Annotated in this window: 12 protein-coding genes; 10 read left to right on the forward strand and 2 right to left on the reverse strand. The window is 56.1% G+C overall.

What is annotated here, in order from left to right:
* Window positions 1-57: 57 nt before the first annotated feature.
* From acnA to leuD, 7 genes are all read left to right on the forward strand, one after another.
* Window positions 58-2,736 carry an aconitate hydratase AcnA gene (gene acnA / locus ACMGGG_RS08080; protein ID WP_414155214.1) on the forward strand — a complete coding sequence of 893 codons (2,679 nt, stop codon included), beginning with the start codon at window positions 58-60 and terminating at the stop codon, window positions 2,734-2,736.
* 251 nt (window positions 2,737-2,987) lie between these two features.
* The gene (locus tag ACMGGG_RS08085) at window positions 2,988-4,040 is read left to right on the forward strand and encodes a lactonase family protein (protein ID WP_414155793.1); all 1,053 of its coding nucleotides are present in this window, start codon (window positions 2,988-2,990) and stop codon (window positions 4,038-4,040) included.
* Between the two features lie 60 nt (window positions 4,041-4,100).
* Window positions 4,101-5,417, forward strand: a complete 1,317-nt coding sequence (locus ACMGGG_RS08090) for an MFS transporter (protein ID WP_414155215.1) — start codon at window positions 4,101-4,103, stop codon at window positions 5,415-5,417.
* A 170-nt stretch (window positions 5,418-5,587) separates the two neighbouring features.
* The gene (locus ACMGGG_RS08095; RefSeq protein ID WP_414155216.1) at window positions 5,588-6,841 is read left to right on the forward strand and encodes an OprD family porin; all 1,254 of its coding nucleotides are present in this window, start codon (window positions 5,588-5,590) and stop codon (window positions 6,839-6,841) included.
* A 20-nt stretch (window positions 6,842-6,861) separates the two neighbouring features.
* Window positions 6,862-7,587: an ABC transporter substrate-binding protein gene (locus tag ACMGGG_RS08100; RefSeq protein ID WP_414155217.1), complete on the forward strand. Its 726-nt coding sequence runs from the start codon at window positions 6,862-6,864 to the stop codon at window positions 7,585-7,587.
* Between the two features lie 86 nt (window positions 7,588-7,673).
* Window positions 7,674-9,317, forward strand: a complete 1,644-nt coding sequence (locus tag ACMGGG_RS08105) for an acetolactate synthase large subunit (RefSeq protein ID WP_414155218.1) — start codon at window positions 7,674-7,676, stop codon at window positions 9,315-9,317.
* 203 nt (window positions 9,318-9,520) lie between these two features.
* The gene (gene leuD, locus ACMGGG_RS08110) at window positions 9,521-10,126 is read left to right on the forward strand and encodes a 3-isopropylmalate dehydratase small subunit (RefSeq protein ID WP_414155219.1); all 606 of its coding nucleotides are present in this window, start codon (window positions 9,521-9,523) and stop codon (window positions 10,124-10,126) included.
* 536 nt (window positions 10,127-10,662) lie between these two features.
* Here the strand turns inward: leuD and ACMGGG_RS08115 are convergent.
* Window positions 10,663-11,118 (reverse strand): hypothetical protein, encoded by a 456-nt coding sequence (locus ACMGGG_RS08115; RefSeq protein WP_414155221.1) that lies wholly within the window; start codon window positions 11,116-11,118, stop codon window positions 10,663-10,665.
* Window positions 11,119-11,518: 400 nt separating this feature from the next.
* On the reverse strand, window positions 11,519-13,165 hold the full coding sequence (locus ACMGGG_RS08120; protein ID WP_414155222.1) for a family 43 glycosylhydrolase: 1,647 nt from the start codon (window positions 13,163-13,165) through the stop codon (window positions 11,519-11,521).
* A 413-nt stretch (window positions 13,166-13,578) separates the two neighbouring features.
* Between ACMGGG_RS08120 and ACMGGG_RS08125 the strand changes: the two genes are divergently transcribed.
* From ACMGGG_RS08125 to ACMGGG_RS08135, 3 genes are read left to right on the forward strand one after another with little or no spacing between them, the layout of a single operon-like run.
* Window positions 13,579-14,673 carry an LLM class flavin-dependent oxidoreductase gene (locus tag ACMGGG_RS08125; protein ID WP_414155223.1) on the forward strand — a complete coding sequence of 365 codons (1,095 nt, stop codon included), beginning with the start codon at window positions 13,579-13,581 and terminating at the stop codon, window positions 14,671-14,673.
* Window positions 14,674-14,693: 20 nt separating this feature from the next.
* A complete protein-coding gene (locus ACMGGG_RS08130) occupies window positions 14,694-15,323 on the forward strand; it encodes an NADPH-dependent FMN reductase (RefSeq protein ID WP_414155224.1) in 630 nt (209 codons plus the stop codon).
* Window positions 15,316-17,763, forward strand: coding sequence for a glycoside hydrolase family 3 protein (locus tag ACMGGG_RS08135; protein ID WP_414155225.1), 2,448 nt, complete (start codon window positions 15,316-15,318; stop codon window positions 17,761-17,763). The genes ACMGGG_RS08130 and ACMGGG_RS08135 overlap by 8 nt, the downstream gene beginning before the upstream one ends.
* Window positions 17,764-17,807: the final 44 nt, after the last annotated feature.

Consider the following 17,807-nt stretch of genomic DNA (forward strand, 5'->3'; position numbering starts at 1 on the left):
ATAAGGCATGGCTCCGCGCATGCCTGCGAGCACTATAAGAAGCCGAGCGAAATGAGCATGACCGAGACTGCCTGCGACCTCTTCACTCCCCTGACAATCAGCGATGACTCGTTCACGATTGTCGATCTGAGCAAGATGCTTGATCACAGCCAGCTTGCAAAGCTGCCGTATTCCATTCGTATCCTGTTGGAGAACGTTGCACGCTGCTCTCCAGAAGCCTTGCCTTCAGTTTTGGCTCGAGCTATCGGGCAGGGCCCGGACTGCGAAGTACCGTTCCAGCCCAACCGCCTGATGTTCCATGACACCACCTGCCTGCCAGCCTTGGCTGACTTTGCCGGCATGCGAGATGTTGTTGCCGAACTGGGTGGTGATCCTCAGGCGATGAATCCTCTGATCCCGGCAGTGCTCACCATCGATCACTCGGTGATCGTAGAGCGCTATGCGGAAGCAGACGCGGTCGAGCAGAACCTGGACATCGATTTCCGCCGCAACAGCGAGCGCTACCGTTTCATCAAATGGGCACAGAAAAGCCTGGACAACTTCGGAGTGATCCCACCGGGTACCGGGATCATTCACCAGATGAACATGGAGGCGTTGGCCCAGGTCGTCTGGGAAAGTCGCGGAGCTAACGGCGAGCGCTTGCTCCACCCTGACGACATGGTCGCCACCGACAGCCATACGCCGATGATCAATGCCATTGGTGTGCTGGGCTGGGGTGTCGGCGGGCTGGAAGGGCAGGCCGCTATGGTGGGTGAGCCAGTACCGATCAGCTTTCCGAAAGTCATCGGTATTCGCGTGACTAACGCTCTGCGGCCAGGTGTGACAGCCACAGATCTGTCCCTCCATGTCGCTGAAATCCTGCGTAAGCGTTCGGTGGTCGGTAAGTTTGTCGAGTTCACTGGCCCAGGCCTTACAACGCTCAGCTGGGCGGCCCGTGGCACCGTGTCCAACATGGCGCCTGAGTATGGCGCGACCGTTGTGTTCTTCCCGTTCGACAACGAGACCTTGGCTTACCTTGAACTCAGTGGCCGTTCGGCCAAGTTGCGAGAGCAAGTCGTCGCCTACATGAGCGCCCAACCGCTTTGGCGTCATGACGAGCTGGCTGAGCCGGAATTTGATGAGCTGATCGAATTGGATCTGGCCAGCATCGAGCCGAGTGTTGCCGGGCCACATCAACCGCACCAGCGTCAGCCCCTATCCAAGGCTGCTGCATCGTTCAAAGAGGAAGTTCTGGGCGGTGGCAAGCTGATCACGGCTCCGCAAGAGCAGAGCTTCTTCGAGCCTTCGTTCGGTCAGTCGATCACTCACGGTGCTGTGGTGATGTCCGCCATTACCAGCTGCACCAACACCGCCAACCCGGCACAGATGATTCAAGCTGGTCTGCTGGCTCGCAAGGCCCGGAGCCTGGGTCTTCAGCGTAAGCCGTGGGTAAAAACATCGCTCTCGCCTGGTTCGCAGGTGGTCGCAGACTACTTGGCTGAAGCCAACCTGCTGGACGACTTTTCTGCCCTGGGCTTCGATCTGGCCGGCTTCGGTTGCATGACCTGTATCGGCAACTCCGGAAAGCTCGAAGAACACGTTGAGCATTTCGCCGATGAGGGTCTCAAAGGTGTGGTCGTGTTGTCCGGCAACCGAAATTTCGAAGGCCGGGTGAATCCTAAAGTACCAGCAGGCTATCTGGCGTCCCCGGCGTTGTGCGTTGCCTACGCCATCGCCGGCACCATCGATATTGACCTGACATCGCAGCCGCTTGCGACGGGTGTTGATGGCCAGCCGGTGTTCCTGCAGGATCTCATGCCAAGCGATGCTGACATTGCCGATGAGGTCGCTAAAGTCGTGAAGCCGGAGTTCTTCCAGCATCGCCTGGCGACTGTCTGGGATGGTACGCACCATTGGCAGGCGCTTTCTGCCGAAGGCAGTGTGCAGTTCCCTTGGAGCCCAGAGTCGACGTACCTGCGTCGCCCTCAATACCTCGCAGGCATCCAGGCAAAGCCCAAAGCCTCTCTGGCAATCAATGGCGCCAAGGCGCTGATGGTACTTGGTGACAACGTCACTACCGACCACATCTCGCCAGCCGGTGCGATTCCTGCCAATAGCCTGGCTGGTCAGTGGCTGCTGGAGCGTGGCGAAAACCCACAAGACCTCAACCAGTATTCGACTCGTCGAAGCAATCATGAAGTGATGCTGCGTGGCGCGTTCACCAACAAGTCGGTCAAGAACCGTCTTCTGGGCGACAAGCAACCAGGCCTCGGTGCCTGGGCGTGGAATGCGGATCACAGTGAATGCTTGCCACTGTACGAGGCTGCCAAAAGCTATGCCCTAGAGCAGACACCGATGGTTGTTTTCGCGGGCATCAACTACGGAGCTGGCTCTAGCCGTGACTGGGCAGCGAAGGCTCAGGCATTGTTGGGTGTAAAGGCTGTTGTCGCGCAGAGCATTGAACGTATTCACCGCAGCAACCTGATCGGCATGGGCGTATTGCCTCTGGTCTTCAAGCCCGGCCAAAGCGTTGACGACCTCCGCCTGGATGGTCGCGAGCAGTTTGACTTCCTTGGCCTTGATGAGCTGGCCGTAGGTGAGAACGTAATCAAATTGATCATTCGTCGCGCCGATGGTCGTCGTGATGAAGCCGAGGTCATTGCTCGTGTGGATTCGCAGCAAGAGGTGCGCTACCTCGTGAATGGCGGTGTTCTTCCTTTCGTAATCCGCAAGGTTGTTGCACGCACACGGGGTTGATTACCAAGGGCCTCATACGAGGCCCAAACCTGTCCAAAACAATAAAGGACAAGTCTATGGATCGCGAACATTTTAATGTTGCGCACGGCCCTGTGAGTGTCACGCAAGCAGGGTTATGTCGCCGCACGCTGCTCAAACATCTATGTACAGCGACAGGACTAGGCCTCCTGGGTTCGATGCTGCCAACAGGGTTGGTCAGTGCCGCCAGTGCCATGTCTTCAAATAATTCTGTAAGCGGGAGTAATACCCCTATGTTCGCGTATGTCGGATCGCGCACAACCCGGGAGCGCAATGCCCGTGGTGATGGCATCACGGTTTATCGACTGCATCAACAAGCCGGCACTCTGGAACAGGTGCAGTTGTTAGATGACTTGGTGAATCCGTCATTCCTTGCCCTCAATCGTGCTGGGGATCGTCTCTACACCGTTCACGGTGACCGGAGCGAAGTCAGTGCATTCAGCGTCGATAAGGCCAGTGGAAAGCTGAGCTTCCTGAACCGCCAAAGCTGCGAAGGCAAGAATCCGGTACACCTGGCCCTGGATCCCACTGAGCGCTTCATGGTCGTATCCAACCATATCACCGGTACCTTGGCCGTCCTCAATGTTGAAGAGAATGGGGCCCTGGGTGGCATTAACCAGTTGCTCAAGCTTGACGGCCCAGTCGGCCCACATCGAGTTGAGCAGCCTTTTGCTAAGCCTCACTTCAACCCATTTGATGCTTCTGGCAATTACGTTTTGGTGCCGGACAAGGGGCTGGATCGAGTCTTCAGCTTCCGTTTCGACAACGGCAAGCTGTACCCCGCCGATCAGCCATTCGCGGTTGCTCGCGAGGGCTCTGGCCCGCGCCATATTGCGATGCATCCAAAAGCTGGCTTTGCATATGTGATCAACGAGCTCGACTCGACCGTTACCAGCTATCGATTCGATTCGAACAATGGTGCATTGCAGCCTTTCCAGGTATTGCCATCTCTGCCTGATAGCTACACCGGCAACAGCCGGGCATCTGAAATTGAGGTAGATCGCAGTGGACGCTTCCTCTACGCGTCCAATCGCGGTTACGACAGCATCGCTGTTTTCTCAATTGACCAAGGTAGTGGCCTGCTCAGCCCGGTCGACTTTGTTCCGAGTGAAGGAAAAACTCCGCGCTTCTTCAGCCTGACGCCAAACCAGCGTTTTCTGTTCGCCCTCAATGAGGATAGCGACAGCATCGTGTCGTTTGCCGTCGATCCGCATACCGGTGGTTTGAAAAAGACAGGCTTCTCGATTTCTACCGGTAGTCCGGTCTGCATGATCTTTTCCGCCTGATACCTGCTGTTACGATAACAATTAAAGGGCGAGCTACGGTTCGCCCTAGATGAGGTCTCTATGAACAACAATAAAACTGTCGATGAGCAGGCGATCGTCCGTAAGGTCACCTTACGGATCATTCCGTTCATGTTCTTGCTGTACATCGTCTCCTATCTGGATCGCGCCAACATCGGATATGCCGCGTTGGAGATGAACAAGGAGCTGGCCTTGACCAGCGAGGCTTTCGGCTTCATTTCTGGAATCTTCTTCATTGGCTACTTCCTGTTTGAAGTGCCAAGCAACGTCATGCTCAACAAGTTCGGCGCCCGTGTCTGGATCGCCCGAATTCTGGTGACCTGGGGTGCCATCGCTGCTGCTACGGCATTCGCCCAGACCGCCAACCAGCTCTATGTGCTGCGCTTCTTCCTGGGTGTCGCCGAAGCAGGCTTCTTCCCTGGCGTGATCGTTTATCTGACTTACTGGTTCCGGTCGAAGGAATTGGCCACTACGGTCGCTCTGTTCACCGCAGCAATTCCGGTCAGCTACATCATTGGCGCGCCGCTTTCGACCTGGATCATGGATAACATCAAGTGGTTCGACTGGAGCGGCTGGCGTTGGATGCTCTTCCTTGAAGGCGTCCCGGCAGTGTTCCTCGGCATTGCCTGCTTCTTCTTCCTGACAGACAAGCCTGAGCAGGCCAAATGGCTGACTCAGCAGGAGAAAGACTGGCTGCTGGCCGAGCTTGAGCGCGACCGCCAGAGTCGCAAGAACGTGAAGCGCCTGGGTGTACTCAAAACCATGGTGAACAAGAAGGTGCTGTACCTGGCCTTCATCTACTTCGTCTACCAATGTGGCAGCCTGGGCGTCGGTTACTGGATGCCGCAGATCATCAAAGGCTTCTCCAGCGACCTGACCCATACCCAGATTGGCCTCATCGCCATGCTGCCCTACATCGTTGCCACTGCAGCGATGATCATCTGGTCGCGCAGCTCTGATCGCCGTAACGAACGCAAGATGCACTCAGCTATTCCGTTGGCAGTTGCAGCACTTGGCCTGATCGGTGCCGGCATGCTGCCCAACGCAGTGGCGTCGATGGCGATGATCTGTGTGGCACTGTCGGGCCTTTATAGCTTCAAATCGCCATTCTGGGCATTGCCAACCTTGTTCCTCGATCGTGCTACCGCAGCGGTCTCCATCGCGGTGATCAACTCCATCGGTAACCTGGGTGGTTTCGTTGGCCCTTCGTTGATTGGGGTGGTCAAAGGCAACAGCCAAAGCGCAGCTACCGGCCTGCTGTTCCTCAGTGCTCTTTTGGTTATCGCCTTCCTGATGACTGCCCTGATGCGTGTGACCAACAACGAGCCTGATCAACCAGTGGCCGCTTCAGCCCACTGATATCCCAGGCCGCGCAGCGGCCTGCTTGCGGCTGAGTGCTGCTCCTACAGGTTTTGTTCAGCCGCTGTAGGAGCGGTCTCAAGCCAAGAAGCAATCCATCGTAGCGATCAAACTCATCGTTGCCCAACCACGGGTCGGGCAGTCTCATGCCAACAACCTGGAATCGCCAGATGCACAACAACAAAAACATCATGCGTACCCTGATCACCTTGTCCCCTTGCCTGATCATCGGCACCGCCGATGCAGAGGGTTTTATGGAGGACAGCAAGGCAAGCCTGCAGCTGCAGAACTACTACTTCAATCGCGACTTTCGCGATGGTTCCGCTCAATCCAAGCGGGAAGAGTGGGCTCAAGGCTTTCTCTTTGACTTCCGCTCTGGCTACACCCCCGGCACCGTAGGTTTTGGTCTCGACGCCCTGGGCATGCTGGGTATCAAGCTCGACTCAAGCCCGGATCGTTCGGGTTCCGGTTTGCTGCCGGTACATGATGATGGCCGTGCGGCAGATGAGTTCAGCCGTCTCGGTTTGACAGCCAAAGTGAAAGTTTCCGAAAGCGAGCTCAAGTACGGAACGCTGATTCCTAAGCTGCCAACCGTACAGGCCAACACCGGACGGATTCTGCCGCAGACCTTTGAAGGTGGCCTGCTCACCAGCAATGAATTTGAAGGCCTCACCCTGACGGGGGCGCGCTTCAATCGTGCCACTGATCGTGACTCTACCGACGCGCAGAAAATCACCCTGAACAACAAGAACCGTCGGTTTGCCGGGGCTGAGGAGGGTGACGATTACTGGGTGGGCGGTTTTGATTACGCCGTCAACAAAGGGTTAACGATTAGCTACCAGTACGCCGAACTGCAAGATGTCTACCGGCAGAGCTTCTTTGGCATAAACCACAGTTGGAGCATTGGCCCAGGTAAGCTCAAAAGCGATCTGCGATACATGCTGAGCGACGACGCCGGCAGTGCGAAGGGTGGGGCGATCGACAGTGGGGCACTGAGTGGTCTGTTCACCTACAGCTTGGGCGGCCATGCCTTCGGCCTTGGGCTGCAGAAAATGAATGGTGATACGTCGATGCCGTTTCTCAACGGCACTGACCCGTACCTCACGAACTACATCCAGATCAACGACTTCGCAGAACCGGGCGAGCGTTCGTGGCAGCTCCGTTACGACTACAACTTTGCTGCCAATGGCATCCCGGGGCTGACCTTCATGACGCGTTACGTCAAAGGCGATAACGCCGATGCCGCTACTCACGTGGGAGAAGGTCGTGAGTGGGAGCGCAACACTGACATCGCATACGTGTTCCAGTCCGGTGCTTTGAAAAATGTCGGTGTCCGTTGGCGCAATGCGTCGTACCGCTCGAACCTCGCACGTGGTGCTGACGAGAATCGCTTGATAGTTTCCTACACCTTGCCAATCTGGTAATCCACCTTCAGGAGAACCCTATGACAACCATTACCCAAGCGGTACTTGATGACCTGGCTCCTGGTGGCGTTCTGCACGCAGCCATCAATTTCGGTAACCCCGTGCTCGCCCAGCGCGGCTCGAGTGGCGAGCCTCAAGGCGTGTCTGTTGCGCTGGCCAAAGCACTCGCAGAAGAGCTGTCTGTAAAACTCGAAATGCGTACTTTTGACGCTGCTGGAAAGGTCTTCGCCGCGTTGGAGGAGGACGTCTGGAACCTGGCATTCTTGGCTATTGAGCCGGTGCGTGAGGCCCAGATCTCATTCAGCGAGCCTTACGTGATCATTGAGGGGACATACCTTGTTGATCGCGACTCTCCTTTCCGCTCGGTCGCCGATCTAGACCAAGCGGGCCTGAAGCTGGCAGTGGGTAAAGGCGCTGCCTATGACCTGTTCCTGACTCGTACCTTGAAGCATGCCCAGCTTGAGCGAGCGGAGACCTCCGCAGGGGCAGTTGATTTGTTCCTAGACCAGAAGCTCGACGCTGCTGCGGGAGTCCGTCAGCCCCTGCAAAAGGTGGCTGATCGCGACCCGAGCTATCGCGTTCTGGACGACGCTTTTACCTCGATCCGCCAGGCGATGGCCGTGCCGAAAGGTCGGGACGCTGGCGCCGCATATGTGAGGGCATTCATTGAGCGAAAAAAAGCTGAAGGCTTTGTTCATCAAGCGCTGGCCGAGAGTGGTCAGTCGGATGTGACCGTTGCACCGTAGATCGTAATGTTTAGAAGGGAGGCTGGTAACAGCCTCTCGTTTTGGAAGTGAAGGGCGTAAAAGCCCACCGTGCTTGGGGTAATGAAATGGCCAAGGCCGCCGATGTCGTTGTGCAATGTCTGGAAAACGAAGGTGTCGAGTATGTGTTCGGCATTCCTGGTGAGGAAAACCTCGACCTGCTGGAGTCCCTTCGTAAGTCGAAGATCAAGCTGGTACTGACCCGTCACGAGCAGTCGGCGGGCTTCATGGCCGCCACCTATGGTCGCTTGACTGGCAAGACCGGCGTGAGCCTGTCGACCCTCGGCCCTGGTGCGACCAACCTGGTCACCGCCAGTGCTTACGCCTACCTGGGCGGCATGCCGATGATGATGATCACCGGCCAAAAGCCGATCAAAAAGTCCAAGCAGGGTCGTTTCCAAATCATCGACGTCTGCGGAATGATGGATCCCATCACCAAGTACACCCACCAATTCGCCTCGGCTGACAACATCCCTTCGCGTATGCGTGAAGCGTTCCGTCTAGCCGAAGAAGAGAAGCCGGGTGCCGTGCACCTGGAGCTGCCTGAAGACATCGCTGCCGAGCAGACCGACGCTCTGCCGATTCCGCGCAGTCTGCATCGACGTCCGCTGGCAGAACACAAGGCCGTCGAAGCGGCAGTTGAGAAATTGCAGAATGCTCGCAGCCCGATCTTGGTGATCGGCGCTGGTGCCAACCGCAAGATGACTGCCAAGGTGCTGAAGCAGCTGATCGACAAGACCGGCATCCCGTTCATCACCACCCAGATGGGTAAAGGTGTGGTCGACGAGCGCCACCCGCGCTTCCTCGGCAACGCCGCGCTGTCGTCTGGTGACTTCGTCCACCGTGCCATCGAAGCGGCTGACCTCATCATCAACATCGGCCACGATGTGATCGAGAAGCCACCATTCTTCATGGTGCGTGGTGGTACCGAAGTCATCCACATCAACTTCCGCTCCGCCGAAGTCGATGCCGTCTACTTCCCTCAGGTCGAAGTGATCGGCGACATCGCCAATGCCGTGTGGCAGATCGGTGAAGCGCTGAATGACACCAGCCATTGGGACTTCACGCGGCTGTTGTCTATTCGTGAGGCCAACGAAGCGCAGATCATCGAAGGTGCCGACGACGAGCGCTTCCCAGTGTACCCGCAGCGTCTGGTAGCAGATATCCGTAGAGTGTTGCCATCCGAAGGCATAGTGGCCCTGGACAATGGCATCTACAAGATCTGGTTTGCCCGCAACTACAAGGCACACAAGCCTAATACCGTGTTGCTGGACAACGCGCTCGCAACCATGGGCGCCGGCCTGCCTTCGGCTATGGCTGCACACCTGGTGCACCCTGATCGCCCGGTCATTTCCGTGTGCGGCGACGGTGGCTTCATGATGAATAGCCAGGAGCTGGAAACGGCTGTGCGCCTGGGCATGCACATCACCGTGGTGATCCTGCGTGACGACGGCTATGGCATGATCCGCTGGAAGCAGGCGAACATGGGCTTCACCGATTTTGGCTTGGATTACGGCAACCCCGATTTCGTCAAGTACGCTGAATCCTATGGTGCGAACGGATATCGCGTGGAGACCGCCGATGCCTTGCTACCACTTCTGGATCATTGCGTTTCCAACCCAGGCGTTCACGTTATCGACTGTCCCGTTGATTACAGTGAAAACGACTGGATCTTGAACGTGAATCTCCGCGAGCGAAGCGCCGCGGTATAAAGGCTGATCAACCATTTCTGAACGTTCCTTGAACATTCCGGCATTGGAGGATGTGAAGTTCCCACCTCCTCCAATGGCACCCTGCCTGAACATTCATCGATATTTTCCATTCGCTGCCTCAGTGAACTGGTTGCCTTTTTGAAACCTCCATTGAACAGTGAACTAAACCGGACACGGAGAATGGGCGATACGGCCCTGGATTTATGTTCTACGTGCCTGTGGACACTGACGCTATTCTGCCAAAGCAATTCCTGATGATTATTGAACGCAGTGGTTTTGGCCAGCATCTTTTTGATGAGTGGTGTTATCTTGACCATGGTCAACCCTATCAGGACTGTTCAAAGAGGCCACTCAACTTGAGCTTTCCACTGAACCAGCCTCGCTTTGAAGGTGCTGGAATCTTATTGGCTCGTGGTAAGTTTGGTTGTGGTTCGAGCCGAGAACATGCGCCTTGGGCTTTGCATGACTGGGGGGTTAAGGCGATCATAGCACCGAGTTTTGCTGAGATTTTTTATGGGAACTGCTTAAAAAACGGAATTCTACCAATCGCGCTGGACGATGCTATCGTCGAAAATTTATTCGTCGCAGTGGAGCACCTACCAGGTTATCAACTCAGCATTGACCTTGAAAAACAAGAGATCCTAGACGACCAAGGCAGCCGCATTCCGTTTGATGTCGACCCGTTCCGAAAACACTGCTTACTGAATGGTTTGGACGAAGTGGGGATGACGTTACTAAGGGCGGGTGCCATTCGGGAATTTGAGAAAACACGTATAGTTTTGGAACCATGGCTTTACGAGAGGTTCTAGCCCTTCAATGGCTTTGGATCGCTTAGAATATGGGGTCGATTGATTGCTCAGCAGGCGACTCAGTGCTGGTCAGCAAAAGACGCAGCGCGTTTGCTCCTGAATTCAAGGCTCACTTGCTGCTCATCTACTGCGCATCGCATGTCTCTAAAACGTCCGACGATCCGGAATTCATTCTTAAAATGATCGAGGCGGGGGAGGCGGATCACTGAGCTTTGACGGGGGAATGCTGACTCGTGACGCAAGGAGTACAGATGTGCTCCGTACGCTGCAACAAGATGACGTCCTGACAGCTCGTTATAGGATAGGCACCTTCAGCCATCGATAGAGCCGCTGCCGTCAGTCCTGGTTCTGTGAAACAATCGTACCGCTGCTATGACGCTTCACCGTTCTTTAGCCATTCTTTTGGTAGCAGGGACTAAGACGCTGCTTACCTGAAGGATTGGCCAGCATGAAAAGTTCGACTTTTCCTCTCCTGCGACACCTGCGCCATTTGGTGAAGTGTCGCCAACGTGAGCCTAAACTCCGCAATTTAAGCGCTAGGGAAGAGTCGAGTCGTGTGCAGTGACAGCTGACTGACTTTCATTGTCCATGAGGCATAGAGATCTTGACCACGCACGGCTGTAAACATCAAATCCCGGCCAAAAATTATCATAGTGCTCGAAATTCATATGTATTGCAGTTTTTCGCTCATCTTCTCCGATATATGACCAAACATATTCGAACTGCTCTTGAAGTGACGCTAATCCCATTAATTCTGAAGCGGCTTGTTCGCTTAATCGTGCGACTCTAACAAGAGCCTCAGTGGCATAATCAGGGTTTAAAATCCATTCCTTCTCAATTTTTCTTTTGACGGCTCTATCAATTTCTAATAGCCACCCGACGCACTGAAATTGACTGATTTGAACAGATTTATGGAATTCGCTTACTCCAAAAATTGTCACTTTGGCAAGGGCTTGGAGTTCCATGAATGAAATGCTGATATCATAGGCCATGATTGGTCTCTTGTTATTGTTTTACTAAGCCTATAATTGCATGCCGTTAGCTTTGTGGCAATAAGAATTACATTGACATTTTGGCAATTGATGCTGTGAGCTTGAGCGAGACTGAAGTCCTAGACGCTATGCGTCTCTTAAGCCGTTGTTTGCTCAAGGGATATGCAGACCTCATTCAACGCCTTTGTCGGGGGCATAAACCGGTAAATCAGCCATGTCATTCCTTGTTTTATTTTTTTGGTTCGGCAGTTGAGTGGCGCGAGCGAGTGACGATGCTTCTGTCTGCCTATCGTCCGGCTAGGGTTGAATGTCGACATGCTGAGCCAAGCCAGCAGTGTTTTGACTTGCAAGCCTGACTCTGTATGTGAGAAACCCCTGTGCTTTGCCGGGTTACTGATAGCTATGAAATCGCTTTGTAGCGGAACTCCCGGAATTCGGCAGACCCTTTACCCGCGCAAAACAGTGCGGGTCGCAGGCTAGCCAGGTATTCAACGGTGTTGGAGTTGTAGCCGGACACTTCGCTGCGCACGCCATGTTTGGCCCATGACTTGCCGTCCTCGCAGTAGTAGAAGGTCACGATGTTGTGCATGTTGACGATCTTCAGCCACAGGGAACGGGTGGCGGGAGCGGGTTCGGGCCAATGGCTCCTCGCCCCTCCGCGATAGGTGGTCATGCGTTCGCCGTCGATACCCATCCCAAGGAATAGCCGATCATTGAAGAACAGTAATAACCCCGCCGTGGCGTCGCCGATCACGTCAATATGCACACTGATTTCATAGTTGGGGTCGCCCACCATTTGCGTCAGAGGCGCAGAATCTTGCGGGCTCGTGCCTTGGCCGGCCAGTCGTAGGGCGTTGGCTTTGAGCTCAGCACGTTCAAGCTCATTGGGGCCACCGAAGAAGGCCCAGCGTGTTCCGAAGGCTGGCAAGGAAAAATTGTCGGAGCGGGCCATGCCATGCGTTGGCGGGTACAGATGCTTGACCATGGGCAGTGGTTTGCTGAGATCGCCGCCCAAGGCTTGAGGCCAACCGTCGGATGTCCAGGTGATTGGCTCCATCAGGGTTTGCCGGCCAAGAGTTCTCAAGCCGTTTTCATAGCCGTGATAAATCAGATGCCAAGAGCCGTCAGGTCCTTCGATTGCAGTGGCATGGCCACGCGACCACCATCGCTCTGAATCTGAATGTGTGCGTACGATTGGGTTACTAGGGCAGTTTTCCCAAGGGCCGTTGACCGTTTTGGAGCGTGCACAGATCACCATATGGCCTGTTGCCGGACCGCTTGTTCCGCCCACTGCGCTGAGCATATAAAACCAGTCGCCCCGCTTGATCAGCTTGGGGCCTTCCAGCGCGTAAGCCTCAGTCACCCAGTCTTCCGGGTATCGCCATCCGTCATAGACCTTCTCGACGTTGCCAACCGTAGACAGGCCGTCTGGGGTCAACTTGACACGGTTTATGCCGGACAGGAAAAGATACCGTTCGCCATCCTCGCCAACGATATGACCCGGATCAATGAGGCCGCTGATGTTCAGGTCAACAGGTTCGCTCCAAGGCCCAGCCATGTTGTCGGCATGGATCACCCAGATGCTCACCGGCTTTTCGAGCTTGGTTGACCACTTGGCTTTGAGCAACGGAATGTAGATGTAATAGCGGTTTTCGTGCTTGATCAGGTCGGAGGCGAAAACCGTTCCCAACGGTTGGGCTAGCGCAGTAGTGAGCGGTGTCCAGTTAATTAGATCCCGTGAATGCCAGATCAGTAGGCCCGGGGAGGCATCGAAGGATGAATGGGTCATGTAGTAATCGTCACCATCCTTGAGCACCGTTGGGTCGGGGTAATCACCTGGCAGGATAGGGTTGAGGTAAGTCCCGTTTCCCAGATCCGCTCTTCTCTGACCCTCGATGCCGGGGACCCAACGATAACGAGTTGACGACGGCGTAGATGTGGGCGCAGCAAGACGTTCGCTTGAGCTACTCGCAGGGCTGAAAGAAGTGATCGTTGTCATTATCGCACTGGTGGCAGCCATGCCGAGCAGGTCTCTTCTTGATGGCATAGATATGCTCCTGTCTTATTTTTGTGGTCACACGCCCAAGGCGGTTGAGATGGGCTGATAGAAAATAGAACCTTAATTCCAGAATGTAAAATCTAATTTTCGCTCAGATCGGCGTCTTGGATGGCTCTCAGGTAGCCGCTTTAACTGCCCCACGGAGCTAAGTGGTCGATTCACGACTGCCCGCGCCCGGGTCGATGAGGCGATTTTTTGCTGTTGACTGAGAAGGAAGGCGGTGATAGCTTTTGAAATAGAGCGCTGATTCTATTTTTATCAGCCCTTGTCGTCGACCTGATGGCGAAGAACACCGCATTTGGTCAAGCAAGAATGGTCATGCTGTATCTCCACAAGCATGAAGGGATGGCATTGACCAGTAAATAGAACAAGAATTTCTATTCTAATGAAGGGACAGGCATATGCGTTTTTCAGTATTTCTCGTCGGCCGTTCTACCGGCCCCAATGAAGACAAGCCGGTCATGGATGCGCTCGTCGCGCACGCCAAGCAAGCCGAGGCCCTGGGTTTCGATGCTGTATTCATGCCTGATCATCACTTCACTGGCTATGCGCCGATGTCCAGCGACCCCTTCATGTTCGCCGCCTATCTGGCCGGCCAACTCAAGCGCATTCATTTCGGCATGTCGGTCACTACAGTACCCTTGCACCATCCGGTTCGTTTTGCCGAGCGCGTCAACCTGCTCGACCAGTTGACCGAAGGACGGCTACTGGTCGGCATCGGCAGTGGCACCACGCCGGAAGAAATGATCGGTTTTGGAGTCAACTACAAAGAAGCGTCCGCGATGCTGCAGGAGAACCTCGATCTGGTTCTGCGCCTGTGGAACAAGGAGATCGAAGATGAGCCGATCAGCTTCGAAACCAACCATTACAAAGGCGCTGTGGTGCAGCGCATTGTGCCTACAGCCTATCAGCGTCCGTTCAACCGGTTGATGCCGGTTGCCCTTCGCGAAACGAGCATGCGGCGTGCCGCCGATATGGGCTGCCCGGCCTTCATTCCTGCCTTCACGCCACCTGTGCCTGCCAGTGCCGAGCCTTTCGAGCACCTGTCTATGTACTTCAATCGCTACAAACAAGCACTTTTGGGCGCGGGACACTCGCAGCAAGTGGTTGATCACTGCCTGTCCTGGACGACCCATACCTATCAGTGCGTTCACGTGGCGCCAACCGATGAGCAGGCCGAGGAAGAGCTGCAGCAGATCCTAGTTGCCTATAACCGAGCGATTCAGCGTGAGCACGCCTTCAACAAGCGCGCTGAGAAGCTGAGCGGCGTGCAGTTGAACCCACACCCGGATTGCTTCAGCCGCGAATGGATCAAGACCTGGTGCCTGCATGGCAGCCCCGACAGCGTCGCCGCCGAGCTGGAAAAACATCGTGAGCTTGGTATCGGTAACGTGCTGATGGGCTTTACCAATGGGCCGATGACGCCTGAGCGTGCCCGTCTGAGCGAGCAATCGATGAGCCTGTTCGCTCGCGAAGTCATGCCTCGTTTCCAGTGATCGTTGTGGAGAGCTCAGTCATGCAGCAGCCCCCTATCCTGAATCCGGATAACCCTGGCAAAACCCCTCTGGTAGTCGGTATTGGCGGAACCACGCGACATGGATCGAGTACCGAAAAAGCCCTAGCTGCGGCGTTGCATTGCGCGCGCTCACGCGGGGCTCGTACCCAATTATTCGGTGGCCGCGAACTAGCAGCTCTTCCGGCCTTTAACCCAGAGGTTAGCGAGCGTACCGCCGAGCAACACGCACTGGTGGAGGCGGTACGTCAGGCAGACGGTATCATCATCGCCACACCCGGCTACCACGGTGGCGTATCGGGCTTGGTCAAGAACGCTTTGGATCTGCTCGAGGATCTGAGCAGCGATACACGCGTCTATTTTGATGGCCGTGCGGTGGGCTGCATCGTTACCGCCGCCGGCTGGCAGGGTTGCAATACCACGCTGGGGGCGTTGCGTTCAATTGTGCATGCCATGCGTGGCTGGCCGACGCCGTTCGGCGTAACTCTCAATACTGCTGGGGTTTCGCTGTTCGATGAACAAGGCCGCTGTCTGGATGCTCAGGTGCAGGGCTCGTTGGATATCCTCGCCAGCCAAACCATGACGGCGCCCACGCCTTTCGTAGCCGGCGGGTCAGAATATGACCATGCGTAACAGAGTCCGCACTTTGCCCTTTGAGCAGAAGGCGCCACTTACTGCTGGTCAGGACATGTGGTCGACCTGCACACGAGAGGAGCTTGAGCTTGCCTCCGTGCGCATGGCTGATGGGCCCATGGGTTTGACAGGCGGACGGGTCGATGAGCGGGATGTCGCATTGCTCACGCCGTGCGGCCTTGCCCTTGCCGCCAGCTGGGATGCCGAGCTGGTGACCCGCGTCGGTCAGGTGGTCGGTGATGAAGCGCAGCGTATTGGTGTGCAGGCCGTACTGGCGCCCAACCTCAACCTGATGCGCAGCCCCCTGGCCGGCCGTGCGTTCGAGCTGTTCGGTGAGGATCCGCAGCTGATCGCTGAACTTGGTTGGGCGTGGGCCCAGGGCGTGCAGAGCCGAGGCGTCGCCGCTGTGATCAAGCATCTGGTTTGTAACGACTCGGAAACTGACCGGCGCAACATGAATGCTGTCGTTGCGCAGGACACCCTACGTGACGTGTATTTCAAGCCCTTCGAGCATGCTGCGAAGTCTGGTGCTTGGGCCATGCTGACTGGTTACAACAAGGTTAATGGCGTGCGCTGTGCCGAACATGGTCAGATACTTCTTGACTGGCTCAAACGGGAGCAGCACTGGGACGGCCTGGTGATGTCGGACTGGTTCGGCACCCATGATGGTGTGGCGAGTCTCAACAATGGGCTCGATCTGGAGATGCCTGGGCCAGGCCGGGTCATGGGTAATGCACTGTTGGGTAATGAGCAGGCTAGCGCTGTTAATGTCGCGCGTCTCGATGATGCTGTGGAGCGTTTGCTGCGACTGGCTGGACGCGCTCATCCGGCGCGAACGTGGCAGGCGGATAAGCAGGCAGAGCGTCTCGCGGTGCTGGAAGAGGCGGCAGCAGCTGGCATGGTGCTGCTGCGTAATGAGGCGCAGGTTCTCCCCTATGTCTCGGCAAAGCCGGGTTTGATGGCTGTAATCGGGCCTAATGCCAATGCGCCGTGCTATCAGGGCGGCACGTTCGCCAAGGTCGCGCTGGCTCCGGAAACCCCCACCCCTTTACAAGCCTTGCAGGAGCAGTTTTCCAGTTCTGGTTATACGGTGGCGCATGCCGAAGGTGTGCCCGCCGAGCACCGCATTTCCCCAATGAGCGCACTACCACTGGTTACTCCGGCGGGCGAACCGGGCATGGCCGTGGATTACTACAGCGCACTGGGCGTTGTTGCATCTCGGGAAGTGCGTTATTCGAGTTCGCTCATCTGGTTCAAGCAAATGCCCGGCGTGGGCGATTTGCTCGCCCTCGAAGGTGAAGGGCGGGTTGAGGTCTCGACGTCTTTCGTTGCACCGCGTAGCGGTGAATACACCTTTGTTCTCGGTGGCACAGGTTCTGCCGAGCTGTATCTGGATGGACGCCTGCTGGGCGCCTTCGACGGTCGTGCCGTCGAAGGCGACATCATGGGCAAGCTCATGCAGGCGCCCCATGATGAATTTGCCTGCCGGTTGGAGCAGGGCCAGAGCATTCAGCTACGGGTAAGAATGCAGGTAGGCCGCAGCCTGGCCCATGGCTTGTGGTTTGGCTGCCGTCTGCCCGCTCAGGACAACTTGTTGGAGGAAGCGGTCGCCCTCGCACGTCGTGCGGACGAGGTCGTACTTGTCGTCGGCGAGACGCCTGATGCGGGGCTGGAAAGCGTTGATCGTGACACCACTTTGCTGCCTGCCAGGCAAATTGAACTCATACGACGTGTGTGTGAGGTCAATCACCGCGTGGTGGTGGTGCTCAATGTCGCCCACCCGGTCGACATGACCTGCATGCAGGATGCCGCCGCGATTCTGGTGGCTTGGTATCCCGGGCAGGAGTTTGGCCGGGCGCTGGCCAGCGTGCTAAAGGGGGACCGCGAGCCAGGTGGACGTCTGCCAGTGACCTTTGCCAGGCATGAAAGTGACTACCCCGTCTGGTCGTTGGCACCCTCGGAAAACAGCGACCTGACCTATCACGAAGGGTGGTGGGTCGGTTACCGCAGCTTCGTCGCCCGAGATGTCTCGCCTGCCTTCAGCTTTGGGTACGGCATGGGCTATGCACGCTTTGCCTGCTCGCTGACGGGTGTCACCGGTAGCACCGTCGACGCCCTGCAGGTGGAGCTCGCCGTACGCAATATGGCCTCGCGCAAGGGCAAAGAAGTGATGCAGCTCTATGTAGTTGAACCCCAGCAGCCTACGGAACCTGTGCGTACCTCGCTAAAGGCATTTGCCGCCGTTCACCTGCAACCTGATGAGCAGCGGTCCGTGTGTCTTGCGCTGGGGCGCGATGCATTTTCTCGCTGGAACAGCGATAAAGGCGCCAGCCTGATAGTGCCCGGAACGTACCACCTAATGATTGGCCATGCGCTCGACGACGCCATTATTTCAGTCGCACTAAATGTGAGTGAGGAGGGAGCGATTCGCGTCATTTGAAGTACCCGCTATGCGTGTGAGCTAGACAACAAAAACAATAGGTG

It is taken from the genome of Pseudomonas sp. BNK-44-b, assembly GCF_047456245.1.
Taxonomy (GTDB): Bacteria; Pseudomonadota; Gammaproteobacteria; order Pseudomonadales; family Pseudomonadaceae; genus Aquipseudomonas; species Aquipseudomonas machongensis.